At 60.1% G+C, this 25831-nt stretch carries 23 protein-coding genes; 9 read left to right on the forward strand and 14 right to left on the reverse strand.

What is annotated here, in order from left to right:
• The coding region (locus F6S08_RS30395; protein WP_315872713.1) for a YfhL family 4Fe-4S dicluster ferredoxin at nucleotides 1-224 on the forward strand (224 nt) is incomplete at its 5' end.
• A gap of 240 nt (nucleotides 225-464) precedes the next feature.
• On the opposite strand, the gene mutM is transcribed toward F6S08_RS30395, so the two are convergent.
• On the reverse strand, nucleotides 465-1277 hold the full coding sequence (mutM, locus tag F6S08_RS30400; RefSeq protein ID WP_315872714.1) for a bifunctional DNA-formamidopyrimidine glycosylase/DNA-(apurinic or apyrimidinic site) lyase: 813 nt from the start codon (nucleotides 1275-1277) through the stop codon (nucleotides 465-467).
• A gap of 21 nt (nucleotides 1278-1298) precedes the next feature.
• A complete protein-coding gene (locus tag F6S08_RS30405) occupies nucleotides 1299-2111 on the reverse strand; it encodes an HDOD domain-containing protein (protein WP_169898796.1) in 813 nt (270 codons plus the stop codon).
• Nucleotides 2112-2299: 188 nt separating this feature from the next.
• Here F6S08_RS30405 and F6S08_RS30410 point away from each other — a divergent pair, with 188 nt between their 5' ends.
• From F6S08_RS30410 to ilvD, 5 genes are all read left to right on the forward strand, one after another.
• Complete coding sequence (locus F6S08_RS30410) at nucleotides 2300-3496, forward strand: class I SAM-dependent rRNA methyltransferase (protein WP_065938099.1); 1197 nt, start codon at nucleotides 2300-2302, stop codon at nucleotides 3494-3496.
• Nucleotides 3497-3899: 403 nt separating this feature from the next.
• Nucleotides 3900-4976, forward strand: coding sequence for a SagB family peptide dehydrogenase (locus tag F6S08_RS30415; protein ID WP_315872715.1), 1077 nt, complete (start codon nucleotides 3900-3902; stop codon nucleotides 4974-4976).
• 5 nt (nucleotides 4977-4981) lie between these two features.
• Nucleotides 4982-5947, forward strand: coding sequence for a diiron oxygenase (locus F6S08_RS30420; RefSeq protein ID WP_315335414.1), 966 nt, complete (start codon nucleotides 4982-4984; stop codon nucleotides 5945-5947).
• A complete protein-coding gene (locus F6S08_RS30425; protein WP_315335321.1) occupies nucleotides 5940-7148 on the forward strand; it encodes a multidrug effflux MFS transporter in 1209 nt (402 codons plus the stop codon). Before F6S08_RS30420 ends, F6S08_RS30425 begins: the two co-directional genes overlap by 8 nt.
• Before the next feature lie 227 nt (nucleotides 7149-7375).
• Nucleotides 7376-9217, forward strand: coding sequence for a dihydroxy-acid dehydratase (gene ilvD, locus F6S08_RS30430; protein WP_027606118.1), 1842 nt, complete (start codon nucleotides 7376-7378; stop codon nucleotides 9215-9217).
• A 63-nt stretch (nucleotides 9218-9280) separates the two neighbouring features.
• On the opposite strand, the gene F6S08_RS30435 is transcribed toward ilvD, so the two are convergent.
• From F6S08_RS30435 to F6S08_RS30450, 4 genes are all read right to left on the reverse strand, one after another.
• On the reverse strand, nucleotides 9281-11722 hold the full coding sequence (locus F6S08_RS30435; RefSeq protein WP_065946528.1) for a TonB-dependent siderophore receptor: 2442 nt from the start codon (nucleotides 11720-11722) through the stop codon (nucleotides 9281-9283).
• Between the two features lie 131 nt (nucleotides 11723-11853).
• A complete protein-coding gene (locus F6S08_RS30440) occupies nucleotides 11854-12810 on the reverse strand; it encodes a FecR family protein (RefSeq protein WP_315872716.1) in 957 nt (318 codons plus the stop codon).
• Complete coding sequence (locus tag F6S08_RS30445) at nucleotides 12807-13340, reverse strand: RNA polymerase sigma factor (protein WP_065923872.1); 534 nt, start codon at nucleotides 13338-13340, stop codon at nucleotides 12807-12809. The genes F6S08_RS30440 and F6S08_RS30445 overlap by 4 nt, the downstream gene beginning before the upstream one ends.
• Nucleotides 13341-13544: 204 nt before the next feature.
• Nucleotides 13545-14603 (reverse strand): phosphorylcholine phosphatase, encoded by a 1059-nt coding sequence (locus F6S08_RS30450; RefSeq protein ID WP_065923873.1) that lies wholly within the window; start codon nucleotides 14601-14603, stop codon nucleotides 13545-13547.
• A gap of 242 nt (nucleotides 14604-14845) precedes the next feature.
• Between F6S08_RS30450 and F6S08_RS30455 the strand changes: the two genes are divergently transcribed.
• Nucleotides 14846-16237 carry an L-cystine transporter gene (locus F6S08_RS30455; protein WP_065923874.1) on the forward strand — a complete coding sequence of 464 codons (1392 nt, stop codon included), beginning with the start codon at nucleotides 14846-14848 and terminating at the stop codon, nucleotides 16235-16237.
• A gap of 31 nt (nucleotides 16238-16268) precedes the next feature.
• Here F6S08_RS30455 and F6S08_RS30460 read toward each other — a convergent pair whose 3' ends face one another.
• From F6S08_RS30460 to F6S08_RS30470, 3 genes are all read right to left on the reverse strand, one after another.
• The gene (locus tag F6S08_RS30460) at nucleotides 16269-16556 is read right to left on the reverse strand and encodes a type II toxin-antitoxin system RelE family toxin (RefSeq protein WP_065923875.1); all 288 of its coding nucleotides are present in this window, start codon (nucleotides 16554-16556) and stop codon (nucleotides 16269-16271) included.
• Entirely contained in the window at nucleotides 16546-16785 is a 240-nt protein-coding gene (locus F6S08_RS30465) for a type II toxin-antitoxin system RelB/DinJ family antitoxin (protein ID WP_033897026.1), read from the reverse strand. Before F6S08_RS30465 ends, F6S08_RS30460 begins: the two co-directional genes overlap by 11 nt.
• A gap of 83 nt (nucleotides 16786-16868) precedes the next feature.
• The gene (locus F6S08_RS30470) at nucleotides 16869-17381 is read right to left on the reverse strand and encodes a dihydrofolate reductase (protein WP_065923876.1); all 513 of its coding nucleotides are present in this window, start codon (nucleotides 17379-17381) and stop codon (nucleotides 16869-16871) included.
• Nucleotides 17382-17450: 69 nt separating this feature from the next.
• Here F6S08_RS30470 and F6S08_RS30475 point away from each other — a divergent pair, with 69 nt between their 5' ends.
• Nucleotides 17451-18830, forward strand: coding sequence for a DUF2868 domain-containing protein (locus F6S08_RS30475; protein ID WP_315872717.1), 1380 nt, complete (start codon nucleotides 17451-17453; stop codon nucleotides 18828-18830).
• Nucleotides 18823-20190, forward strand: a complete 1368-nt coding sequence (locus F6S08_RS30480; RefSeq protein ID WP_315872718.1) for a DUF3482 domain-containing protein — start codon at nucleotides 18823-18825, stop codon at nucleotides 20188-20190. Before F6S08_RS30475 ends, F6S08_RS30480 begins: the two co-directional genes overlap by 8 nt.
• Here F6S08_RS30480 and F6S08_RS30485 read toward each other — a convergent pair.
• The 5 genes from F6S08_RS30485 to F6S08_RS30505 form a co-directional block, all read right to left on the reverse strand.
• Nucleotides 20187-20741, reverse strand: a complete 555-nt coding sequence (locus F6S08_RS30485) for a phosphonate degradation HD-domain oxygenase (RefSeq protein ID WP_065924339.1) — start codon at nucleotides 20739-20741, stop codon at nucleotides 20187-20189. The genes F6S08_RS30480 and F6S08_RS30485 overlap by 4 nt on opposite strands.
• Complete coding sequence (locus F6S08_RS30490; RefSeq protein WP_315872719.1) at nucleotides 20741-21865, reverse strand: TIGR03364 family FAD-dependent oxidoreductase; 1125 nt, start codon at nucleotides 21863-21865, stop codon at nucleotides 20741-20743. Before F6S08_RS30490 ends, F6S08_RS30485 begins: the two co-directional genes overlap by 1 nt.
• 130 nt (nucleotides 21866-21995) lie before the next feature.
• The gene (locus F6S08_RS30495; protein ID WP_065924341.1) at nucleotides 21996-23009 is read right to left on the reverse strand and encodes a putative 2-aminoethylphosphonate ABC transporter substrate-binding protein; all 1014 of its coding nucleotides are present in this window, start codon (nucleotides 23007-23009) and stop codon (nucleotides 21996-21998) included.
• A 22-nt stretch (nucleotides 23010-23031) separates the two neighbouring features.
• Nucleotides 23032-24738, reverse strand: a complete 1707-nt coding sequence (locus F6S08_RS30500) for a putative 2-aminoethylphosphonate ABC transporter permease subunit (protein ID WP_315872720.1) — start codon at nucleotides 24736-24738, stop codon at nucleotides 23032-23034.
• A 1-nt stretch (nucleotide 24739) separates the two neighbouring features.
• Complete coding sequence (locus tag F6S08_RS30505; protein WP_315872721.1) at nucleotides 24740-25804, reverse strand: putative 2-aminoethylphosphonate ABC transporter ATP-binding protein; 1065 nt, start codon at nucleotides 25802-25804, stop codon at nucleotides 24740-24742.
• Between the last annotated feature and the right edge of the window lie 27 nt (nucleotides 25805-25831).

The raw sequence follows: 25831 nt of genomic DNA on the forward strand, positions 1-25831 counted from the left end.
TCAATTGCGACGTCTGCGAACCCGAGTGCCCGAACGCCGCCATCTCCCAGTGCGAAGAGATCTACGTGAGCGACCCCAACCTGTGCACCCAGTGCGTCGGTCACTACGACGAGCCACAGTGCCAGCAAGTGTGCCCGGTGGATTGCATTCCGCTGGATGAAGCCCATCCGGAGACGGAAGAGCAGTTGATGGAGAAGTACCGGAAGATTACCGGTAAGGCTTGAGGTTCTTCAGCGCCTATCAGGGCCTCATCGGGGCATAAGTATCTACACATCTTGAGCCGAGCCCCCTGCGTAGCAGCTGTCGAGCCTTGGCGAGGCTGCGTCGGCGGTGTGTCAGACACGCCGCAAACGCAGCCTCGCCAAGGCTCGACAGCTGCTACGCGTTATCCTACTGAAGTTGTGTAGATACTTATGCTCATCGGGGGCAAGCCCCCGATGGCCATATCAGTCATCACCCAGCAATCAGCTCTGGCACCTGGGGCAAAACACACTCGCCCGCTGCCCCAGCACCACGTTGCGCAATTCGCTCCCACAGACCTTGCACGCCTCGCCACCGCGGCCGTAGACGAACAATTCCTGCTGGAAATACCCTGGCTGCCCATCGCCACCGATAAAGTCCCGCAGCGTGGTGCCGCCACGCTCGATCGCCGCCGCCAGAATGCGCTTGATCTCGATCGCCAGCTTCACATAACGCCCGCGTGAAATACCGCCGGCCGCGCGGCGCGGATCAATCCCCGCCGCAAACAACGCTTCAGTCGCATAGATATTGCCCACGCCCACCACCACCGCGTTGTCCATGATGAACGGCTTCACCGCCATCGACTTGCCGCGGGACAGCTGGAACAACCGCTCACCGTCAAACAGCTCGGTCAACGGCTCCGGCCCCAGGCGAATCAGCAGTTCATGGTTGTGCGGGTCCTGGCTCCAGAGCATCGCGCCGAAACGCCGAGGGTCGGTGTAGCGCAGGGCCAGGCCGGATTCCAACTCGATATCCACATGTTCATGCTTGGCCGCCGGCATGCCGACCTCGACCAGGCGCAAGCTGCCCGACATGCCCAGGTGGCTGATCAAGGTGCCCACTTCGGCATTGATCAACAGGTACTTGGCGCGCCGCTCCACCAGCACGATGCGCTGGCCGGACAGGCGCACATCCAGGTCTTCCGGGATCGGCCAGCGCAGGCGCCGCTCACGCACCACCACGCGACTGACCCGCTGGCCTTCCAGGTGCGGCGCAATCCCACGCCGGGTGGTTTCGACTTCTGGTAACTCGGGCATGTGTACCTCGTGAAGGGGGGATCAGTGCGCGCCCAGTTCGCGGATCGACAACTTCAGGCTTTCGAAGTCGTAGTCCGACAGGCCCACGTAGTCCAGCACCAGGTGGCCGATGGCATTCCACTCATGGTCCACCGACTGGTTGCCCAGCACGCGGCAGGACGAGCAGATGTGCTCGGCCATCTTCAGGATCGCCAGCAGGTTTTTCAGCTGCGGATTGCGCGACGTCTCATCGCTGAAGATCGCCAGGGCATTGTGGTGGTTGGCGATGGCGTCGGTCACATGCTCCGGCAGGCGCCAGGACTTGGCGGTGTAGTAGCCGACCACGGCATGGTTGGTGTTGAACGCATTGTTTTCGGTGTCGACCACGCGGCAGTCGGGGCCGGCATTGGCGTAGGCCTCTTCGAGCACCGTCATGTAGTTGGGGAAACGCTTGAGCATCAGCGGCACGCCGCAGTCGTGGAACAGCCCCAGGGCATAGGCCTCGTCCACCGCCTGGGCGCCGGTGCGCTTGGCCAGGGTGAGGCAGGTCATGGCCACGTCCTGGGCGGTGTCCCAGAAGCGGTTGAGGGTGACGATGGTGTCGTCGCTCATCTCGCCCCTGATCGACAGGGCGTTGATCAGGTTGATGATCGAGCGGCTGCCCAGCAGGTTCACCGCGCGCTGGATCGAGGCGATCTTGTTGCTCAGGCCGTAATAGGACGAGTTGACGATCTTCAGCAGCGCGCCGGAGAGGCCCGGGTCCTGGGAGATCAACCGCGCGATCACTTCCAGGTCCGGGTCGGGCATGTACTGCTCCATCTGCAAATCCACCATGATTTGCGGCTGGGGCGGCACGCTGATGCCTTGGAGGGCCTGCTGGATCTGTTCGGCGGAAAGCTCTTGGGACATAAGTACACACTCTGGGCTAGGTGGGGATTCTAACCCTTATCTCCCCCCGGCTGACACCTCCCCGCACATCCGGCAGCCCGGCCATTTCCTACATAACAAGGTATACTCCCGCTCTTTTTTCCGGAGCGACAGTCATGTCCCTGCCAAGCCTGCGTCTCAAAGCCAACGCCGATCGTCGTTTGCGCAACGGCCACCTGTGGGTCTACAGCAACGAAATCGACGTGGCCGCCACCCCTCTGCACGGCTTCCAGGCGGGCGACCAGGCCATCCTGGAAGCGGCCGGCGGCAAGACCCTGGGCATCGTGGCCATGAGCCCGAACAACCTGATCTGCGCACGCCTGCTGTCGCGCGACATCAAGTTGCCACTGGACAAGTCGCTGCTGGTGCACCGCATCAACGTCGCCCTGTCCCTGCGTGATCGCCTGTTCGACAAGCCGTTCTACCGCCTGGTCTACGGCGATTCCGACCTGCTGCCGGGCCTGGTGGTCGACCGTTTCGGCGATATCCTGGTAGTTCAGATCGCCTCGGCGACCATGGAAGCCCATAAAGACGACGTGATCGCCGCCCTGACCCAAGTGCTCAAGCCGAGCGGCATCCTGTTCAAGAACGACTCCGCCGCGCGCGACGCCGAAGGCCTCAACCGCTACGTCGAAACCGTGTTCGGCCTGGTGCCGGAGTGGGTGGCGCTGGAAGAAAACGGCGTGAAATTCGAAGCCCCGGTGATCCAGGGCCAGAAAACCGGCTGGTTCTACGACCACCGCATGAACCGCGCGCGCCTGGCCCCATACGCCAAAGGCAAACGCGTACTCGACCTGTACAGCTACATCGGCGGCTGGGGCGTGCAAGCCGCGGCCTTCGGCGCCAGTGAAGTGTTCTGCGTCGACGCCTCGGCCTTCGCCCTCGATGGCGTGGAGCGCAACGCCGCGCTGAACGGCGTCGCCGAGAAGATGACCTGCATCGAAGGCGACGTCTTTGAAGCCCTCAAGGAGCTGAAAGCCAGCGAAGAGCGCTTCGACGTGATCGTCGCCGACCCACCGGCCTTCATCAAGCGCAAGAAAGACATGAAGAACGGCGAAGGCGCCTATCGCCGCCTGAACGAGCAAGCCATGCGCCTGCTCAGCAAGGACGGCATCCTGGTCAGCGCCTCGTGCTCCATGCACCTGCCGGAAGACGACCTGCAGAACATCCTGCTGACCAGCGCCCGCCATCTGGACCGCAATATCCAGATGCTGGAACGTGGCGGCCAGGGCCCGGATCATCCGGTGCATCCGGCGATTGTCGAGACGCGGTATATCAAGAGCATTACGTGCCGGTTGTTGCCTAATAGCTGATTAACATCTGAATAGGGGATCCAAAATGGATCTCCCATGATTTCATTACATCTAAGCCATTCCGCCCGACCGTATTTTACCGACTGCCTATTAAGCATAGAATAACTACCCCACGCCACTTCGTAGTACCAATCCGACAAAAAAACTCGAATATTCCTACGCGTTTTTTTCTTGAAATTTCATCATTAAATCCTATCATTCAATTGTCACCGATGACGGCAACACTTTGATTGAATATAAAGTTGAAAATAAATAAGGAGATCCAAAGTGAAAAATATCAAACTGGAAACTTCCCACATCGCCAACTTGGCTTTCTTGGTAGCACTGAAAGCCCGCTAAGCAACTAAAACGCTGGGGAGTGCCGACTACCCAGCGTTTTTCCGCTCCGCACGGAGGCAGTGCAATGCAGATAAACCCTTATATATTTATACTCTCCAAAACACCTACAGCGATAGTTTGGAACTATAAAAATCACAAACAATACGAGCTCAACCTAGAATACTCAGTACGACTCACCAACCTGATAAACGATCCAAAAATCTTCGATGATTCAAACCCAATAGACACTCAGCTATTAGAAGCCGAAATTTTGACAGACACACCGTCTACGCCAATTAATTGGGGCTGGGATGAGTTATCAAAAATTTTCCATATTGGCACCAAAAACATACCTTGTGACCGAATGCCCGAAAACGCAGACGAATGGGCGAGCATCTACTTAGACCATTGTGCAAAAACATTATCAACACCTCCCCCTCCAGACCGAATACACAAACACGAAGCTGACACTCCATTAATTCGCTTACCAGCACCTATTAACCTTTCAGAGAATTCACTTCAAAGTGCATTGCTCACCCGAAAAACCTGCCGTACATTCACAGGCGAATCCGTTGCCCTGCAAACCATAAGTACAATTCTTTACTTATGCTTAGGACACTTAAACGAACGAGCAAACAATGTTGATGAAAGTATTGCAAAAGGACTCGAAGCCCGAAGGAGCAGCCCTTCCGGTGGGGGATTAAACGCGTGTGAAGGTTTCCTTTACGCTAAAAATATAGATGGGTTGAAGCCGGGCATTTACGCTTATAACGCATCCGAGCACACTCTAAGCACCGTCAATACGCAACTGAAAACGGCATTGGGGCAAGTGCTTTCAGGACAGCACTTCATTAACGAACTCCCGGCAGGTCTCTTCATCACTTGTCGATTTGACAAACTCTGGTGGAAATACGAGCACTCACGAGCTTATCGAATGGCTTATGTCGAAGCGGGACATATTTCACAAACCTACCAACTGGTCGCAACAGCGATGGGACTGAGCACTTGGTTAACGGGCGCACTTACAGACAATCAAGTTGAATCCTTATTAGGATTTGAAGAAAACAATCCTGAACAAGTTTTATTTTTTGTCGGGTGCGGTAAAAGTGACGGACAAGTGATATGCAGGGAACTAAAATCGCTGCTAAACAACCGAGGGTAGGAATTATGGTTGAGCCGCTCATCGACTCTGATCTGTGGAAAGCCAGCTTCACTCTTGGAGACTGGAACACCCGCGCATCAGTAAGAACCAGCGATTACCAATACAAGTTACCTCAAGATTTAGAAAAACAGCTGGAGTCAAGAGATTGGTTTCCTCCCGCCCTACTTCCCTATCTTAAACATCCGGAAGTCAAATTAGCCGACAAAGCCATCACTAAGCGTCTCTGCGCCAATCACTTAGTAAACTTCCTAAACTACACAACACTACTTGAACACCAGATCGTTAATCGCTCCGTAGAAATAATAATTCATGACGAGCTTGAATTTACGATACCTTCTCGTATGAAAACAGCGGCACTGCAGCTTTACACTGACGAAGGTTATCACGCGCTATTCTCCTATCAGCTTGCCGAACAAGTCAGTAAATTTTATGATATGGCAACTCAATCAACTATCCACAGACGAATAACAAAACTCAATCAGCTAATCGATACCACCCCGAATAAGCAGAAGTCGATCACGTGGCTTCTAATTGGTTTCGTATCGGAAACCATCATTGCAAAAGATCTACGTGATGTTTATCAAAAAAACTTGGTCTGCTGCGTTCAGGAGATGCTCAAAGATCACCTCGCTGACGAGGCCCGACACAGTCGATATTTTAGCGAAGTCTTTCATTATTTGTGGATTCAGATGAGTGACGAGCAACGAATTCTATCTGCCAAACAGCTCTTAGATATTATCCTTATTTTCTTTGAGACGGATAAGAAATGGCTCGAATTGAGTTTACGAAGCGTGCAATTAAGTGAGACCACTGTCGATCAAGTCCTGACCATGATGGCTGACCCGCACGCCCATATTCTTCGCGCTCGCGAAGGTGCCAGCACCACATTTCAAGCATTGAAAAAAGCAGGTTTTTTTAAACGAACTGATATTCGCCAGCTGTTCTCAAATGTGGGGCTTATAGATGAATAAGACACGTACCGCTAACGGTAACAAAAAAAGACAAAGGTCGGCGATCGTGCTATTAATGACCATGGTGTTACTTGGTGTTTTCCCTCTAGATGTTTTACTCCCTTCTTTCCCCGCACTGGCTGAACACTTTCAAAATAAACCTTCGGATATTGCGTTCTCTATTAGCCTTTTTGCTATCGGTATCTCCCTATCACAACTTTTAATCGGACCACTCTCAGATATCGTAGGGCGCAAGGGGTTGTTGATTGGCGGGATGGTTGTATCCATTGTAGGTGCCACCGGTTGCGTATTCTCGACCGAATATATGTGGTTTCTGATATTTAGAATGGTCCAAGCCATCGGTTGCGGCTGCTTCGTGCTGTCACAGGCGTTGGTTCAGGATATGTTTGAAGGTAAAGAAAGGGACCAGCTGAGAATCCTGATGATCACGGCGAGTGGCATTTTTATTTCAATATCTCCGCTACTTGGTAGTGTACTGCAACAGCTTTTTGACTGGCCTGGCAGCTTTTTTCTTTTTATCGTATTGGCCCTTGGCGTTTTGTCAAAAGCGTATTTTTTACTAGACAATCATCATGTAAACTTTCATCCAAAGGAAGATATTTTCTGCGCTTATCAACGGGTACTCAGCAACCGCAGCTTCGTCGGTTACTGGCTAATTGCAGCAATTGCTTTCGCCTGCCACTTTTCATTCATCGTCATATCACCGCTCATCTTCATGGATCAGTTGCAGCTATCCACTTATGAATTCTCACTAACCTTGCTACTTTACGGCGCGGCCTATATTGCTGGCGGCATCGTAGCTCGCATACTCGCTAATAGGCTGGCGCCCAAGGTTCAAATCGTGCTCGGTTTGGCCCTGATTTTTTGTTCTGGGCTATTGATGCTCTTTTTTTCCAGCACTTTTGAGCTTTCAACGATGACAGTATTAATCCCAATGATCGTCTGCACCACCGGAACTACCATTTGTCGGCCCATCGCTACCTCTAAAGCTATGGACGTGTTTCCGGAAAATGCAGGCACCGCGGCGTCGGCTGGGAACACTTTAATTTTTATACTGGGTGGATTGATTAGCGCATTGATCAACATGAATACAGATAACCCGCAGATGACCCTGGCATTAGCTTTTTTGCTGCTGAGTACAGCGGCCCTCGTGTTGAATTCGTTGATTTCACGTCGCCTGGAATTGCTGAACGTCGGTTGAACCCGCCAATACACATACGCCCATTCCCTCCAGCCGCCAGCGGTGTAGAATCGGCCCTATTCATCGCCAGTCATCCCCCGGCGGGTTTATGAGCTCAAGGCCAATGCGCACGGCGATCCCGTCACGTTTGCGGCAACTTCCGGACACCAGTGCCATTTTTCGGGTGTTCCAGACGTCAATAGAAGCTCACTCCCCTTTGATACCGATTAGCCGCCCGGAGTGCTCCAATGCCTGATTACCGCTCGAAAACATCCACCCACGGCCGCAACATGGCCGGCGCCCGCGCACTGTGGCGTGCCACGGGGATGAAAGATGACGACTTCAAGAAGCCGATCATCGCCATTGCCAACTCCTTTACCCAGTTCGTACCCGGCCACGTGCACCTCAAGGACCTGGGCCAACTGGTCGCCCGCGAGATCGAGCGCGCCGGCGGTGTAGCCAAGGAATTCAACACCATCGCCGTGGACGACGGCATCGCCATGGGCCATGACGGCATGCTGTACTCGCTGCCGAGCCGCGAGATCATCGCCGACTCCGTGGAGTACATGGTCAACGCCCACTGCGCCGACGCCATCGTGTGCATCTCGAACTGCGACAAGATCACCCCCGGCATGCTGATGGCCGCCCTGCGCCTGAACATCCCGGTGATCTTCGTCTCCGGCGGCCCGATGGAAGCCGGCAAGACCAAGCTCGCCTCCCATGGCCTGGACCTGGTCGACGCCATGGTCATCGCCGCCGATTCCAGCGCTTCTGACGAGAAGGTCGCGGAATACGAGCGCAGCGCCTGCCCGACCTGCGGGTCGTGCTCCGGCATGTTCACCGCCAACTCGATGAACTGCCTGGTCGAAGCCCTCGGCCTGGCATTACCGGGCAACGGTTCGACCCTGGCCACCCACAGCGACCGCGAGCAACTGTTCCTGCAGGCCGGCCGCACCATCGTCGAGCTGTGCAAGCGCTACTACGGCGAGAACGATGAGTCGGTATTGCCGCGCAATATCGCCAACTTCAAGGCGTTCGAAAACGCCATGACCCTGGACATCGCCATGGGCGGTTCCACCAACACCATCCTGCACTTGCTGGCTGCGGCCCAGGAAGCCGAGATCGATTTCGACCTGCGCGACATCGACCGTCTGTCCCGCCATGTGCCGCAACTGTGCAAGGTCGCGCCAAACATCCAGAAGTACCACATGGAAGACGTGCACCGCGCCGGCGGGATCTTCTCGATCTTAGGCTCCCTGGCCCGTGGCGGCCTGCTGCACACCGACCTGCCGACCGTGCACAGCAAATCCCTGGCCGAAGGCATCGCCAAGTGGGACATCACCCTGACTGACGACGAAGCCGTGCACACCTTCTTCAAGGCTGGCCCGGCCGGTATCCCGACCCAGACCGCGTTCAGCCAGTCGACCCGTTGGGACACCCTGGACGCCGACCGTGAAAACGGCTGCATCCGCAGTGTCGAACACGCCTACTCCAAAGAAGGCGGCCTGGCCGTGCTGTACGGCAACATCGCCCTCGACGGTTGCGTGGTGAAAACCGCCGGTGTGGATGAATCCATCCACGTCTTCGAAGGTCGCGCCAAGATCTACGAAAGCCAGGACAGCTCGGTTCGCGGCATCCTTGCCGACGAAGTCAAGGAAGGCGACATCGTGATCATCCGCTACGAAGGCCCGAAAGGCGGCCCGGGTATGCAAGAGATGCTCTACCCGACGTCGTACCTGAAATCCAAAGGCCTGGGCAAAGCCTGCGCCCTGCTCACCGACGGCCGTTTCTCCGGCGGCACCTCGGGCCTGTCCATCGGCCACGCGTCACCTGAAGCCGCTGCCGGCGGTGCGATTGGCCTGGTGCAGGACGGCGACAAGGTCCTGATCGACATTCCGAACCGCTCGATCAACCTGTTGATCAGTGACGAAGAGCTGGCGGCACGCCGGGTCGAGCAGGACAAGAAAGGTTGGAAGCCGGTGGAGAAGCGTCCGCGCAAGGTCACGACCGCGTTGAAGGCCTATGCCCTGTTGGCGACCAGTGCCGACAAGGGTGCGGTACGTAACAAGGCGATGCTGGATGGGCTGTAAGGGCTAACCGCCACACATGAAAATGCCCCGCTAAATGCGGGGCATTTTTATATCCGGATGTAATCAGAACTGCGGTGTGTAGGTCATCGTAAACATCACATTACGCGGATCGCCGTAGTAGTTGCTGCCCCAGTTCGCGTTGTAGGCCGGGATGTAATACTTCTTGTCGAACAGGTTGTACAGGTTCGCCGCCACGGTGAATTCCTGATTGATCTTGTAAGCCACCCGTGAATCCCACAGCGCATTGCCCGGCACGCTGAAGGTGCGGTCGTAGGCTTCGGTGCTGCTTTGCGCGGTCACGCCGGCGCCGACACTGAACTTCTGCCAGTCACCCGGCAGTTGGTAATCGCCCCAGACCTTGAGCAGGTGCTTGGGGGTCCAGGTGCTGAAGATCTTGCCTTCGTAGGTGTCGTCCTTGAGGAATTTTGTGGTGTTGTAGGTGTAACTGGAGGCCAGTTGCAGGCCTGGCAGCACTTCACCGCTCAAGGTAGCTTCAAAGCCTTGGCTGCGGACTTTGCCCGAGGCGACCGAGCAGTACCAACCATTGCAGTTCATCGGCCCTTGCAGGTCCTGGACGCCACGGTTTTCCTGGTCGTAACGGAAGATGGCAAACGAGGTGTTGAGGCGACCCTCGGCCAACTCGCCCTTGATGCCCAGTTCGTAGTTTTTGCCTTCGATAGGTTTGAGCAACGAGCCGGAGGTGGTCAGGTTGGTTTGCGGCTCAAAGGCATCGGCATAGCTGGCATAGGCCGACCATTGATCATTCAGGGCGTAGACCAGGCCTGCATACGGCGTGACCTTGCCGGTGGTTTGCGTGGTGCTTTTCTCGGCTGCGTTATACACACCGCCAAACCCGCCCTGGCCTATGTATGAATAGTCATACCAACTGGTGCGTGCACCGACGATCAGGGTCAGCGGGTCCAGGACTTTTACGCGCCAGGTGCCATAGATGCCCTTCTGACGGATGTCATACCAGCTCTTGGAGGCAGCGCCGTCCCTGAACAATTGCGATGCGTCGCGCTGCGGGCGGTTGTGGTCGATGTTGAAGATATCCGCACCGGGATTTGACGCCCGAGCCCACTGGTCATTGGTGGTGAGTTTGGAATAGTTGGCACCCAGCACCATCTCCTGCTGCAAACCCAGCCCCTCGAACTTGCCGTTTACATACACATCGGCGCCGCGGCTCTTGGTATTGAAGTCGGTGATCCAGTCCACGTAGGGCACAGTGCCGCCGCCTACAGGGACGGTGTCCCATGTCGCCTGGTAGGTTGCGTCGTTGTGCTCGTCCATTGCCACCAGCGCCGCTTTCACCTTCCAGTCCTCGTTGAAGCGATGCTCGATATCGGCAAACACCTGGGTCTGGTTGTTGACATTACGGTTCCAACTGGCGCCAACGAAGGTCGAGCGCGACAGACCGATATCGCTGCCATCGGCGTAACGCGGCAGCGACATGAAGTTGGGGCGCGAGTGGCCTTTCTGGTTGCTGATGCCGACGCCGACGGTGGTATCGGGGCTGAAGTCGTAGTCCACGGCGCCGTAGACTGTCTGATTCCAGCCACCGACGTAATCGACAAACGAATCCGTAGTGTCGTAGTCAGCCACAAAACGGCCGCGCAACGTGCCTTCGGCGTTCAGCGGGCCGCCAGCATCCACTTGGGTACCGTAATGGTCCCATGAGCCCGCCTTGGCGGTGATGGTCACGGTCGGCGCCTGCTGACCGCGCTTGCGCACCAGGTTCATCGTGCCTCCGGGGCTGTTGGCGCCTTGCAGCAAGGCGGCCGGGCCGCGCAGGGTTTCGACGCGGTCGTAGATCGCCATGTTCTCGGTGAGGTAGCTGCCCAGCGTGTAGGTATTACGCGGGATGCCCACACCGTCGTATTGCAGGGTGCCGACTTCAAAACCACGGGAGAAGATGAACATGCCGGGGCCGGGAGATTTGGTCGCGGTCAGGCCGGGCGTGCGCTTGACCACCTCGGAGAGCTTGGTGGTGTTCTGGTCATCCATCTGCTTGCGGGTCATGACGCTGACCGATTGCGGGATGTCCTTGAGCTTTTGCTCGCCCTTGCCCAGGGTCACGGCGCCCGTGGTGTAGGAACCGCTGCCTTCAGTGGTCACGCCCAGGTGTTCGGCGCTGATGGTGGTGGCGCCGACTTCGATGGCAGAGCCTGTGTCCATGCGCTTTTCCAGGGTCACGGTGTCCGCGTTGATAAACGCCGCACTCAGCCCGGTACCGCCGAGCAGTTGCCCCAAGGCTTCGCGCTGGCCGAGGTTGCCTTTGACACCCGGCGACAGCACGCCCTGGGTCAACTCACCCGACACCAGCACCTGAACTCGCGTCACCGCCGAAAACGCCGCCAGCGCACCGTCCAGGCTTTGCCCTGCAATATCGAAACGGTAGGTCTGGGCCTGGGTGGTTTCGGCGGCCTGCAAATACAGCGGCGCAGTGCCACAGGCCATGGAAATGGCCAGTGCCAACAAGGACCGTGCGGCGAATCGATGTGCCATGGATGGTGCTCCCCGGTGCAAAAAGTCTGTGATCGGCGCCGCACTACTTGAGAGTGCTTACTATTTACGCCTCAGTGATCAAGGACGAGTGCCTGGGGAGAAACCCTGAAAGTTTTTTCAAAAAGTTGCGATTACGATGCCTTGCCTTCGCGCAACACCAGTAAATACGGGGTGTAGTGCTCGGCACGCAGGTTGAGGGTGTACTCCAGCGCTTTGATCACGGCTTCGGGTTTGTCGATTTCAAACACACCCGACACCACGCGGTTGCGCAGCGCATCACCTAGCACCAGAGTCTTGCCGGGCCAATAGCGATTCAACTCGCTCACCACTTCCGACAGCGGCTGCTGGCGGAACACCAGTTGCCGTTGGCGCCAGGCAAAGCCGCTGGCCGGGTCGAAAGCATGCACCTCGGCCAGGCGCTGGCCTTGATATTCCACGGCCCGCCCTGGCTCCAGGTACACCGGTTCACCGCTGCCGGCACTGACCTGCACCTTGCCCTGCGCCACCTGCACCCGCGTCTGCGCATCGCGCCGCGCAACGCTGAACTGCGTCCCGACCACCTTCACCCAGCCGTCGCCGGACTGCACCACGAAGGGCCGTGTCGGATCCTTGGTTACGTCGAAAAAGCCTTCGCCACGCAGCAAACGGATTTGCCGTTCGCCCCCGCTCAAGCGGATCTGCACCGCGCTGTCGGTGTTGAGTTGCAGGTGCGAGCCGTCGGCCAGTTCGATGCTGCGCGACTCGCCGGTGCCGGTGGCGTAGTCCGCGCGCAGGCGATCGGGCCATGGCGTGCTCTGCACGGTAAGCCCCACGGCCAACAACACCGCCGCAGCACACGCCCAGCGCTGCCAGGCTCGCGCCGGTTTGCGCCAGGCGGCCTGTTCGGCGCGGCGAATCACCCGCGCAGGTTCGCGCAGGCCGCCGAGCATCGCCTGCACTTCCCGCCAGGCGTCATCCTGGGCCGGACCTTGCCCCAGCCAGGCGGCAAAGGCGTCCATGTCGGCCGGCGTCACGTCCTCGGCCTGCAGGCGGAAATACCAGCCGGACGCTTCGTCGAACAACACGTCGGCAGTGGAGGTGGCGGTCATGAGCGACATCCTTGTTCATCGCAGGCAAGCCGCGTCTTGATGTACGCGCGGCATTCAATCAAGGCGCGACGCAGTTGGTATTCCACACTGCGTGCCGTGATCGATAGACGTTCGCCGATCTCGCGATAGGAAAGTTCGTCGACATGATAAAGCAGGAAGATCTGCCGAGTCGCTGGGGGCAACGCCAGGATCGCATCCTGCATCAGTTGTTCCTGTTGGTAAGCGGCTAATTGCTCGTCGGCACCCGGATTGCTGCACGGCAGCTCTTCGCTGGGCTCGCCGGCGTCCAGGCGCTCACGGCGGATGGCCTGGCGCTGGTGATCGCGCACCAGGTTGCTGGCGATGGTGAAGAGGAAGGCTGGGAGGTTGTCGATCTTTTCGCCGCAGTCCATGCGAGCCAGGCGCAGGAACGACTCCTGAGTCAGGTCGGCGGCCACCTGGGCGCTGCCGGTGCGGCGAGTGACAAAGGCTTCGAGGGCTTTCTTCTGCTCCGCGAACAGGCGCGCGATCTGCGAATTCCAGGAGGGCACAGCACTACCTTGAGAAGAACGGAGGGTTCAGGAAGTGCGCACGCTAGCAGAGGATGAGATTGGTTCGCAATTGATATCTATTTTAGGCTGGGTTTTGTAGTGCTATTCAGACAGCCATCGGGGGCAAGCCCCCTCCCACCTTTTGATGTGTGAACACCTTAAAAATGTGGGAGCTGGCTTGCCTGGAATGCAGGCGACTCGGTGTTACTGAATCTCGTCAGGCTTGACGATCACCCAGTTCTTGTCCGCCGTCACCGGCAACCCTTCCTTGGCTTGCGCCGCTGCATGCTTGGCGATCATGCCGTTGAGTTGGGTCATGTATTTGTCCTTGCGGTTGATCCACAGGTGGATGCCGCCCTTGGCCACGTCCACATCGTGGAACAGCATGTAGCCGTCGCTGGTCGGCGTATCGCCGCCGACGATCACCGGTTTTTTCCATTCGTCGATGTAGGTGAGGATCGCCGCGTGCTTGCCGGCCATCCAGGTCGCCGGGGTCCACAGGTAGGGGGTCAGTTCCAGGCCGAGGTTGGCTTTTTCGTCGTATTTGCCGGCGGCGATCTGTTTACGTGCGGTGGTCAGTTCGCCGGTGTTGCGGTCCTTGAGCAAGGTCGTCACGCCGATGACATTCTCGGGTTTGACGTTGTAGCCGTACTTCGGATCGGCGGCGACCATGCGCACCAGTTCTTCCGACGCGGCGGTCATCACGTACACCTCGATGCCGTTTTCCATCAGCTTGTTGTACAGCTCGGCCTGGCCGGTGAAGACCTTCGGCGGTTGTACCTCGGACTGCTTGACCACGTCGCCTTCAAAATAGCTGACCGGCACCGCTTTGCCGGAGGCCATCAGTTCATCCACCTGGACCTTGAGTTCCTTGAGGGTAAAGCCGGAAAACACCTGCGCAACCCACGGGTAGCAAACCATGTCGTCGACTTCGCAAAGGCGGTAGTAGTAACTGAACAGACTTTCCTTATGGTCGGCGGTGTCTTTGAACGGCATCAGCTTGAGCGACGGGTCGAGGCTGTCGCGGGTGATCAGGCCCTTGTTTTCCATGTAGGGCAGCAGGGATTCTTCGAGGTCGTAGCGGTAGCTGGTGTTGTCCATGTCGAACACCGCAAAGTTACCCTTGTTGGCGTTGGCGGCGATCATCTCGTTCAGTTGTTTGGCGGCGGGTGCCGGCCAATGTTTCAACTCGGTTGCGGCGAACGCCTGGCTGGCGAGTCCGAGGCAGAATGCGGCGGCTAGTAATTTCGGCGCGAGCTTCATAGGCGTTGTCTCCCTGAGTGAAAGACATGGACGCTAACAAATCCCTGTGACAGTTCCCAACGCGAGCACGACGGTGTGCGTCCTGATTCCGTCACGGGCATACGCCAGAGCGTCAAAGCCTTATTCCGAAAACGACAGCTGCCATTCCATATCGGTATTAAATCAATATATTTCAAGCTGTTAGGATTTCCGGTTCGCAATCGCGGGCTCACGCGATTGGCTGCCTTCTCAACGGAGCTTCAATGAATCTGCCCCTGATTCTCAACTTGCTGGTGTTCGTGGCCCTGTTGCTGGGCCTGGCACAAACCCGTCGCACCCACTGGAGCCTCGCCAAGAAGGTCCTGTTCGCCCTGGTCCTCGGCGTAGCGTTCGGTACGGCCTTGCACGCCATTTACGGCGACGGCAACCCCGTGCTCAAAGCCTCCATCGGCTGGTTCGACCTGGTCGGCAACGGCTACGTGCAACTGTTGCAAATGATCGTGATACCGCTGGTATTCGCTTCGATCCTCAGTGCCGTGGCGCGCCTGCATAACGCCTCGTCCCTGGGCAAGATCAGCTTCCTGACCATCGGTACGCTGCTGTTCACCACCGCGATTGCAGCGCTGATCGGTATCGGCCTGACCAACCTGTTCGGCCTCACCGCCGAAGGCCTGGTGGCCGGTACCCAGGAAATGGCACGCCTGCAAGTGATCCAGAGCGATTACGCCGGCAAGGTCGCCGACCTGAATATCCCGCAGTTGCTGCTCTCGTTCGTGCCGGCCAACCCGTTCGCCGACCTGGCCCGGGCCAAGCCGACGTCGATCATCAGCGTGGTGATTTTCGCCGCCTTCCTCGGGGTTGCCGCGTTGCAACTGCTCAAGGATGACGTGGAAAAAGGCCAGAAGGTGCTCAACGCCATCGACACCCTGCAAGCCTGGGTGATGCGCCTGGTGCGCCTGGTGATGAAGCTGACGCCGTACGGTGTGCTGGCGCTGATGACCAAGGTGGTCGCCGGTTCCAACCTGCAGGACATCATCAAGCTCGGCAGTTTTGTGGTGGTGTCGTACCTGGCCCTGGGCCTGATGTTCGTGGTGCACGGCCTGTTGCTGTCGTTGGCCGGGATCAACCCGCTGCGCTTCTTCCGCAAGGTCTGGCCGGTACTGACCTTTGCCTTCACCAGCCGCTCCAGCGCGGCGGCCATCCCGCTGAGCATTGAAGCGCAGACCCGCCGCCTGGGCATCCCGCAATCCATCGCCGGCTTCGCCGCCTCGTTTGGCGCGACCATCGGCCAGAACGGCTGCGCCGGCCTCTACCCTGCCATGTTGGCGGTGATGGTGGCGCCGACCGTGGGCATCAACCCGCTGGACCCGCTGTGGATCGCGACTCTGGTAGCGATTGTGACCCTGAGTTCGGCCGGTGTGGCGGGCGTGGGCGGCGGCGCGACCTTTGCCGCGTTGATCGTGCTCCCGGCCATGGGCTTGCCGGTGTCACTGGTGGCGCTGCTGATTTCCGTGGAGCCGCTGATCGACATGGGCCGTACGGCGCTGAACGTGAATGGTTCGATGACGGCGGGGGCAATTACCAGCCAGATCATGGGGCAGACGGATAAAGCGTTGTTGGATGCGGATGAGCATGGGGCGTTGGCGCAGGCCTGACGGAATAAGCTAGCAGGGACCTCAGTCCCTGCTAGCTCGAACGATCAGCAGCCTTTCGGTAAACCTCATCACGCTCACGCTTATTGACAGCCACGACAAGCACCGTGATCTCCTGGTCAATGACTTGATACACCAACCGATAGCCACTGCTGCGCAGCTTGATTTTGTAGCAATCGGGCAAGCCATGCAGACGGCTGGCTTCAATACGTGGATTGATCAGGATCTCAACCAGCTTCTTTTTAAACTGTTGACGAACGGTATCGCCCAGTTTGTGCCATTCCTTCAAAGCCCGTGTATCGAAATCCAGCTCATAGGTCATCCAGTGAGACCTTCACCCGCTGAGGCGCAGCCAGCCGCTCCCGAACGGTTGCCAACAATGCCTCATCATCTTCAGTCATGAGGACAGGCTTGAAAGGTAACTGGCCGCGCTCTGCCACGTACTGCAAGGCTTGCCGCATTAATTCCGATGGGGTGACGCCGAGCTTTTCCAACTCGTGATAAGCACGAGCCTTAAGGTCGTCGTCGATACGTACGTTGATAGAAGCCATGGGGCAGCCCTCACTGTAAAGACATTGGTCATTACAGTGTCGCATCGAGGCTTCTTTTGCAAGTCTGACTAATCTGGTGCCAGTCAGGCCTTTTCCCAAACCTCAAAGCTGTACGCCGGCTTGTCCCCTTCCGCCGGACTCTCGACGTTCGACACCAACTTCCACTGGCTCGCATCAAACACCGGAAACCACGCATCCCCCTCCGGGCTCAGCGCCACGCGCGTCAGGTACAGGCGATCCGCCTGTTCCAGCCCCTGCGCATACAACTGCGCACCGCCGATCAGCATCAGCTCATCCGCGCCCTGCTCCAGCGCCCAGGCTTCAGCCCGCGCCACGGCGGCATCGAGTGACGGAAAAACTTCCGCACCTTCCAGCGCCAGGTCGGTCTGACGGCTGACCACAATGTTCAAGCGCCCCGGCAGCGGTCGGCCCAGGGAGTCCCAGGTCTTGCGCCCCATGATGATCGGCTTGCCGAGCGTGGTGGCCTTGAAATATTTGAAATCCCCCGGCAAATGCCAGGGCATGCTGTTGTCGACGCCGATCACGCGGTTTTCACCGAGGGCTGCGATCAGGCTTAAAGGGAGAGTTTTTTTCATGGCGACGAGAATACCAGAGCCACGAACCAGCGGTTATGCTCCAAGCTCACTTGCACGACAGGAAGACGCGTGACCGCACTGACCCCCCTGCACAAACTCTGGCTGACGGAAACCGTGCGCCTGCGTGAAGAACACGCCGGCCCCCTGGAAGACCAGGAAGCCAATCGCCTCGCGCGCACGGCGGGCGGCGACCTGCCGACGCGCATCCAGCAGCGCGCCCTGCACCTGGCCGAGCGCGATGGCCTGACCGCCGCCCTCACGCGCTGGCTGCAAGGCTCACGCCTGGCGCTGGTGCTGCTGGCGGTGGTGGCCGTCATCAGCGGCGCGGGGCTGGCCTTTGCTGCGCTGGGCAACGGCTTGACCCCGGTGAATGTGTTCTGGGCCCTGGGCAGCCTGCTCGGCCTGAACCTGATCCTGCTGTTGAGCTGGGCGTTGGGGCTGTTGTTTGCCGGCGAGCACAGCGCCAGCCTCGGGCGCTTGTGGTTGTGGCTCAGTGAAAAACTTGCGCGCGATGCCAAGGCCGCCCAACTGGCCCCGGCGTTGCTGCTGTTGCTGCAACGGCAGAAACTCAATCGCTGGGCGGTCGGTGTGCTGGTCAACAGCCTGTGGTTGCTGGCGCTGCTCAGTGCGCTGGTGATTCTGCTGACGCTGCTCGCCACCCGCCGTTACGGCTTTGTGTGGGAAACCACTATCCTCGGCGCCGACACCTTCGTCGCCGTGACCCAGGCCCTCGGCACCCTGCCCGCCCTGCTGGGCTTCAACGTACCGACCGTCGAGATGATCCGCGCCAGCGGCGATTCCGCCCTGAACATCGAAAGCGCCCGCCAGGCGTGGGCCGCCTGGTTGGTCGGGGTATTGCTGGTCTACGGCCTGCTGCCAAGATTGATCCTCGCACTGCTGTGCCTGTGGCGCTGGAAACGCGGGCGCGCCGCCTTGCGCCTGGACCTCAACCTGCCCGGCTACAGCCCACTGCGCGAACGCCTGATGCCCAGCAGCGAGCGCCTTGGCGTCAACGACGCCGCGCCGGAACAACTGCACCCCGTCACCGGCGGCGTCAGTGAGCTGGACAGCGACGGCGCCTTGCTCGTCGCCATCGAACTGGACGATCAGCACCCCTGGCCACCCAAGCTGCCGGCTAATGTGAAGCACGCCGGCATCCTCGACAGCCGCGAATCGCGCAACAAGCTCCTGGAGCAACTCAGCCGCTTCCCGCCCGCGCGCTTGGCCATCGCCTGCGACCCGCGCCGCTCGCCGGACCGCGGCAGCCTGGCGCTGATCGCCGAACTCGCACGCAGCGCCGCCGCCACCCGTATCTGGCTGCTGCAAGCCCCGCCCGGCCAGGCGCTGGATGCCGAGCGCCTGGGCGACTGGCACAGCGCGCTGCAACAACTGGAGCTGCCGTTCGCCGATTGCGCGCCGTTGAACTGGCTGGAGACCGGTCATGACTAAGCCACTGAAACTCGCCGTGGTCGGCCACACCAACGTCGGCAAGACCTCGTTGCTGCGCACCCTCACCCGTGACGTCGGGTTCGGTGAAGTCTCCCATCGCCCCAGCACCACGCGGCATGTCGAAGGCGCGCGCTTGTCGGTCGACGGCGAAGCCTTGCTGGAGCTGTACGACACACCCGGCCTGGAAGATGCCATCGCCCTGCTCGACTACCTGGAACGCCTGGATCGCCCCGGCGAACGCTTGGACGGCCCGGCCCGCCTGGCCCGGTTCCTGGAAGGCAGCGAAGCCCGCCAGCGTTTCGAACAGGAAGCCAAGGTGCTGCGCCAACTGCTGGCCTCGGACGCCGGCCTGTATGTGATCGACGCTCGCGAACCGGTGCTGGCCAAGTACCGTGATGAGCTGCAAGTGCTGGCCAGTTGCGGTAAACCGTTGCTGCCGGTGCTCAACTTCGTCAGCAGCAGCGACCACCGCGAGCCGGACTGGCGCGAAGCCCTGGCACGCCTGGGCCTGCATGCGCTGGTGCGTTTCGACAGCGTCGCGCCGCCGGAAGACGGCGAACGTCGCTTGTATGAAAGCCTCGCCCTGCTGCTGGAAAACGCCCGGCCGCAGTTGCAGCGCCTGATCCTCGACCAGGAAGCCCAACGCCAGGCCCGTCAACAGAGCGCCGCGCGGTTGATTGCCGAATTGCTGATCGACTGCGCCGCGTGCCGACGCAGCGTGGTGACTGAAGATGAGCAACAAGCCATCAGCGATTTGCGCAAGGCGGTGCGTCAGCGCGAACAAAAATGCGTGGAGGCCTTGCTCAAGCTGTTCGGCTTCCGCCCCCAGGACGCCGCCGCCAGCGATTTGCCGTTGCTCGACGGCCGCTGGGGTGATGACCTGTTCAACCCGGAAACCCTCAAGCAACTCGGCGTGCGCGTCGGCGGTGGCATCGCTGCAGGCGCAGCGGCCGGAGCCGGGGTGGACCTGCTGGTCGGCGGACTGACCCTCGGCGCCGCCGCCCTGGCGGGCGCCATCGCCGGTGGCGCGTTGCAGACCGCCCGCAGCTACGGCAGCCGCCTGCTGGGCAAGATCAAGGGCCAACGCGAGCTGACCGTGGACGACAGCGTGCTGCGCCTGCTCGCCCTGCGCCAGCGCCAGTTGCTCAAGGCCCTGAACCTGCGCGGCCATGCGGCGATGCACAGCATCAAGGTCGATACGCCCCAGGACAAGACCTGGCGCGAAGGCAAATTGCCGGACGCGTTGCACAAGGCCCGCGCCCACCCGCAATGGTCGTCCCTCAACCCCCAGGCCAGACTGAGCCAGGCCGAACGCCAGGAGCAGGTCGAAGCCCTGGCCCAGCGCCTCGACGAGACTTAAGCCGCCAGCAGCTGCCGGGCCTTGGCCTTGAGCACTTCCAGGTCGAGCACCGGCACGTGCATTGCCTTGGCCTGTTCGTCCCAGTGGCGCAGGCGCAGGCTGACCTGACACAGCGGGTCTTGCTCAAACGCCCGAGCCTCCTCGGCCGTCATCACGCCGCCCTGGTAACCCAGGGTGCGGCGGCTCGCCTCGCTCAAGCATGCGTAGTAGTCCGGCCGGCTGAACGTCAGGTAGCGCTTGGCCTGGACGTGGTACTCCACCAGCCTGGCCAGGCGCTCACTGAAGCCTGCACGGCGCAAATAATCCGCGCCCAACCGCTCATGGCTGACCACGCCATAACCGCCCATGTTCTCGCCACCCTGGCCACACAGATGGCCGATATCGTGGAAAAACGCCGCCAGCACCACTTCATCATCGAAACCTTCGGCCATGGCCAACTGCGCGGCCTGGGACATGTGCTCGATCTGCGACACCGGCTCGCCGATGTAATCCGCCGCGCCGTGCTGCTCGTACAAAGCGAAGATTGTGGCAATCGCCTGTTCCGGGCTCATCACGCCGGCCCCCACAGGGTTGTGATATTGCGCTCGGCCATCGCCGGCCCCACGCTCATGCCCACACCGGTGTGCATCAAGGCGGCGCTCACGCCAGGTGCGGCCTGCACAAATGAAAACGGCGCCGGGCCCCTGGCGCCGTAGACGCCCTGCCAGCGTTCCATCACCTGGATCTTGCAACCCAAGGTCTGTTCGGCCAACTCGATCATCCAGTCATCCACCTGCTCGGCATTGAACGGCGAGGCATCGCTCCCGTAGTCGTGGGAGTCGCCGATGATCAGTTCGCCATGGGGCGTCGGGCTGATCAGCAGGTGAATCCCGTGCTCGTGCAAGTGCGGCGCCTCGCGCAGGATCTGCGCCTGTACCGGCGCGGCTTCAGGCAGGTCGGCAAAAGCGCCGTAGTGCACGCAACTGAGGCCGGTGAGCAAGGCGTGTTGCAGGTTGAGGTTGAGTGCAGGCCGGGCGCGCAGCATTTGCAGGCGGCAGATCTGCGGATTGAGTTCGGCGATGGCCTCGGCCAACAGGGTTTGATAATCGTGGCCGGAACAGACGATAACCTGCTCGCCACGAAAGCTGCCCGCCGTGCTGTGCACCTGGCCCGGTTCGACATCGCGCACCAGGGTGGAGAAGTAAAATTCCACACCCAGTTGCTGGCTCAGGTAGTGGATCAGCGCCGGTATCGCCTCGCGCGAATACAGTTGCTGGTCGTCCCGGCCATGCAGCGCGGCGCGGTGATGGCGGAACTGGCCGCCGTACAGATCCTTCAACGGCGCGCCTTGCAACAGGTCGACGTTATAGCCGTGTTCACGCGCGCGGCCGGCGCAGAAGGCTTCCAGCAGATGCTCTTCGGCTTCGGTTCGGGCGAACAGGTACGAGCCGTTGCGCTTGAGCTGCAGGCCGGCAACCCGAGCCCATTGCCCCCAGATATCACGGCTTTGCCGTGCCAGGTCAAGCATCGGCCCCGGCGGCTGCCCGGTGACCAGGGCCTGGCCGAAGTTGCGTACCGAGGCACCCAGGGGCGTGGCGCTGCGCTCGAACACCTTGACCTTGAGCCCGCGCCTGGCGGCGGCGTAGGCGTGGGACAGGCCGAGGATGCCGGCGCCGATGATCAGTAAATCTGTCATGGAATATGCAACCCTCTGTAGGAGCGAGCTTGCTCGCGAAGAACGTCAACGATAAGGCAGCGCTTCAGGTTATCCGCGCCGTCTATTCGTTCTTCGCGAGCAAGCTCGCTCCTACAGGTAGAGGTGAAAATTATTGTTTCTCCGACTTGCCGTCATAGCGCTTGCGCCACTCAGCCAGGATGCTGTCGCGGTTTTTCGAGGCCCAGCCGAAGTCGTTCTTGATCAACCGCTGCTCGTAGTCGGCCGGCAATTCGGTCTGCGGCTTGGCGATCCCCGGCTGGGCGAGCACGGCGAAGTTGTCCTTGTACAGGTCCATTGCCGCTGTACTGGCGGAGAAGTCGGCGAGCTTTCTGGCGGCGTCCGCATGGGCGGTACCCTTGATCACGGCAGTGGCTTCGATGTCCCAGCCCAGGCCTTCCTTCGGCAGGATGATGTCCAGCGGCGCGCCCTGGCGCTTCAACTGTACGGCCGGGTATTCAAAGGAAATACCAATCGGGAACTCACCGGAAGCCGCCAGCTTGCAGGGCTTGGAGCCCGAATGTACGTACTGGCCGATGTTCTGGTGCAAGTCGTCCATGTACTGCCAGCCCTGCTTCTCGCCGAAGGTTTGCAGCCAGGCGCTCACATCCAGGAAGCCGGTGCCGGACGAGGCCGGGTTGGGCATCACGATCTTGCCCTTGTACTCGGGCTTGGTCAGGTCTTGCCAGCTCACCGGCTTGGTCAGGCCCTGCTTTTCGGCTTCGACTGTGTTGAAGCAAATGGTTGCCGCCCACACATCCATGCCGACCCAGGCCGGTGGGTTGGCGGCGTCACGGTAATGCTTGCCGATCTTGTCCAGGTCCTTGGGGGCGTAATTGTCCAGCATGCCCTGCTGATCGAGGATCGCCAGGCTCGATGCGGCCAGGCCCCAGACCACATCGGCCTGCGGGCGGTCTTTTTCGGCCAGCAGCTTGGCGGTGATGATGCCGGTGGAGTCACGGACCCATTTGATCTCGACGTCAGGGTTGGCCTGCTCGAAGGCTTTTTTGTAGGTCTTCAACTGCTCGGCTTCAAGGGCCGTGTACACGGTCAACTCGGTCTTGGCGAAGGCATTCAGGCTGAATGCAGTGAGTACGGCAGCGACCAGCGCCAGGGGTTTGAACATGGAGCACCTCCTTCAGGGATGGTTATTGGCCGGGCGCGGTCTGGCGCCAGGCTTGGGAGCGGCGCAAGGCGCCACGTGAAGCCCACGCCAGCAGCAGCGAAACGCTGCCTGAGGTGAACAGGATCAGGGTCGACATGGCCGCCGCGCCGCCCACATTGCCGGCGTCGTCCATGTTCAACACGGCGACGGCGGCGAGGATGGTGTCGGGGCTGTAGAGGAAGATCGCGGCGGACACGGTGGTCATCGCCGACACAAACAGGTAGCGCACGATGTCCAGCAGTGCCGGCAGGCAAATCGGTACCGTGACTTTCAAGTAATGGCGATACAGCGGCGCCTTGAGCGACAGCGCCGCCGCTTCGAACTCGGCGTCCAGCTGGCGCAACGCGGTGGTGGCGGTCATTTGTGCGGTGGTCAGGTAGTGAGCAATGGTGCACACCACCAGCAGGGTCATGGTGCCGTAGAACACATGCAGCGGGTTGCCGCTCAGGTTGAAAAAGAACACATAGCCCAGGCCCAACACCAACCCAGGCACGGCCATCGGCACAAAGCTGAGCATGCGCAGCGCCAGGTTCAGGCCCTTCTGGCCCTTGGTCTTTTCCATCAGGTAGGCGCCGGTGAAGATCAATACGCTGCCGATCAATGCCGTGCACAACGCCAGGGTCAAGCTGTTGCGATAGGCCAGCCAACCGCCGCCGGCCGTGTCTTCGAACTGGTAGTGGCTGAGCGACAGCGACAGGTTGTACGGCCAGAACTTCACCAGCGAGGAGTACACCGCCATGCCGAACACCAGCAGCAACACGGCACTGATGAGCAGCACGATAAGCAGATAGGCGCTATCCCTCAGGCGTGACGGCGCCGGCTGGAAGACCTGGGCGCGGCCACTCATGGCCTCGCCGTGGCGACGGCGCAACCAGGCGTCGACGCCAAAGCTGAACAGCGCCGGCAGCAGCAACACCATGCCGATCAACGCACCGCGACCGAACTGTTGCTGGCCGACCACCGCCTTGTAGGCTTCCAGCGCCAGCACCTGGTAATCCCCGCCCACCACCACGGGCACGCCGAAATCCGTAATGGTCAAGGTGAACACCAGGCAGAACGCAGCAAACACCGCCTGGCGCGTGGCCGGCCAGGTGATGCTGCGGAACGCCCGCGCAGGGCTGGCGCCCATGCTCGAGGCCGCGTCGAACAAGCGCGCATCAGCCAGGGACAGCGCCGACAGCAAAATCATCAGGGCATGTGGGAAGGTGTAGATCACTTCACCGAGGACAATGCCCCAGAAGCCGTAGATGTTGTCCGAGAGCAGCCCGCGCAACAGGCCCTGGTTACCGAACAGGTAGACCAGTGCAATCCCCGGCAGCATCGACGGTGCCATCAGCGGAAGCAGCGACAGGCCTCGCCAGATGGCCTTGCCGGGAATCAACGTGCGTTGCAGGGCGTAGGCAAACAGGTAGGCCAGCGGCACGACAATGGCCGCCACGCTGAGGGAGACTTTCAGGCTATTGCCCAGCAGCCAGTGGAAGTTGGCGCTGGTGACCAACGCCCGTGCGGCCACCAGGCCACCGCCCTGCCCGGCCTCGCTGCTGAAACCGCGCCAGAAGATCGCCAGCAGTGGCAGCAATACGGCGATGCCCAGCAGCACCAGCCAGAGCAGTTTGCCGCCGACCACGAAAATACGGTCGCCGGTTTCGGCGCGTGACGCTTGACGCGCCAGAGTCAAGACAGCGGCCATCTCAGGCAAACACCTGCAGGCTGCGCGGCGGCAAGGCTACCCAGATGTCCTGGGCGCCCAGGCGCGGCATGGCTTCCGGGGCCAGTTCGGCAAGCAGCGGATGGCCGGGCAGTTGCTCCAACTCAAAGCTCATGCGGCAGCGGTTGCCGAGGAAAGTGATCTCGCGGACCTTGGCCGGGAACAGGTTCTCCTCATGCACCGACGGGTTGACGCTGATCGCTTCCGGGCGGCAGAACAGCCGGCCGGACCTGGCCACGCCGGCGTCCTCGGCCAGGCGCATGTTCATCCCACCGACCTGGGCATGGCTGGCACTGTTGCGACTGAACGGCAGCCAGTTGCCCTGGCCGACAAACTCCGCCACAAACGGCGTGGCCGGGCGGTCGTAGATTTCCTGGGGCGTGGCGTATTGCTCGACCTTGCCGTTGTTCATCACGGCAATGCGGTCGGCCATCAACATGGCTTCGTCCTGGTTGTGGGTGACCATCAGGGTGGTGATACCCAGGCGCCGTTGCAGTTGGCGCAGCTCGGTGCACAGATGCTCGCGCACGCGGGCGTCGAGGGCCGACATCGGCTCATCCAGCAACAGCAATGACGGCGCCGGTGCCAGGGCACGGGCCAGGGCGACCCGCTGCTGTTGGCCGCCGGAGAGTTGGCCGGGGTATTTCTTTTCACTGCCAAGCAGCCCCACCAGTTCAAGCATCTGTCCGACACGCTGGCGCACTTCATCGCGACCGCTGCCGGTGAGGCCGTAGCCGATGTTCGCTTCGACGGTGAGATTGGGAAACAGCGCGTAGGACTGGAACAGAATGCCGTAGTCCCGCGCCTGGGGCGGCAGCAGGGAAACATCGCGGTCACCCAGGTAAAGTTCGCCGCTGTCCTGGCGTTCCAGGCCGGCGATGCAGCGCAGCAACGTGGTCTTGCCGCAGCCGGAAGGGCCGAGCAGGCACACCAGCTCGCCGGCAGCCACGTCCAGTGACACATTGTCCAACGCCGTAAAGGCGCCGAAGCGTTTCTGGATACCGCGCACGTTCATCGGCGCGCCGGGTTGGGTCAGGACTGTGTTCATGGTGGCACCTCATCAAACTGATGAAGG

Source organism: Pseudomonas sp. JV449, assembly GCF_032424295.1.
GTDB classification, from domain to species: Bacteria; Pseudomonadota; Gammaproteobacteria; order Pseudomonadales; family Pseudomonadaceae; genus Aquipseudomonas; species Aquipseudomonas marginalis.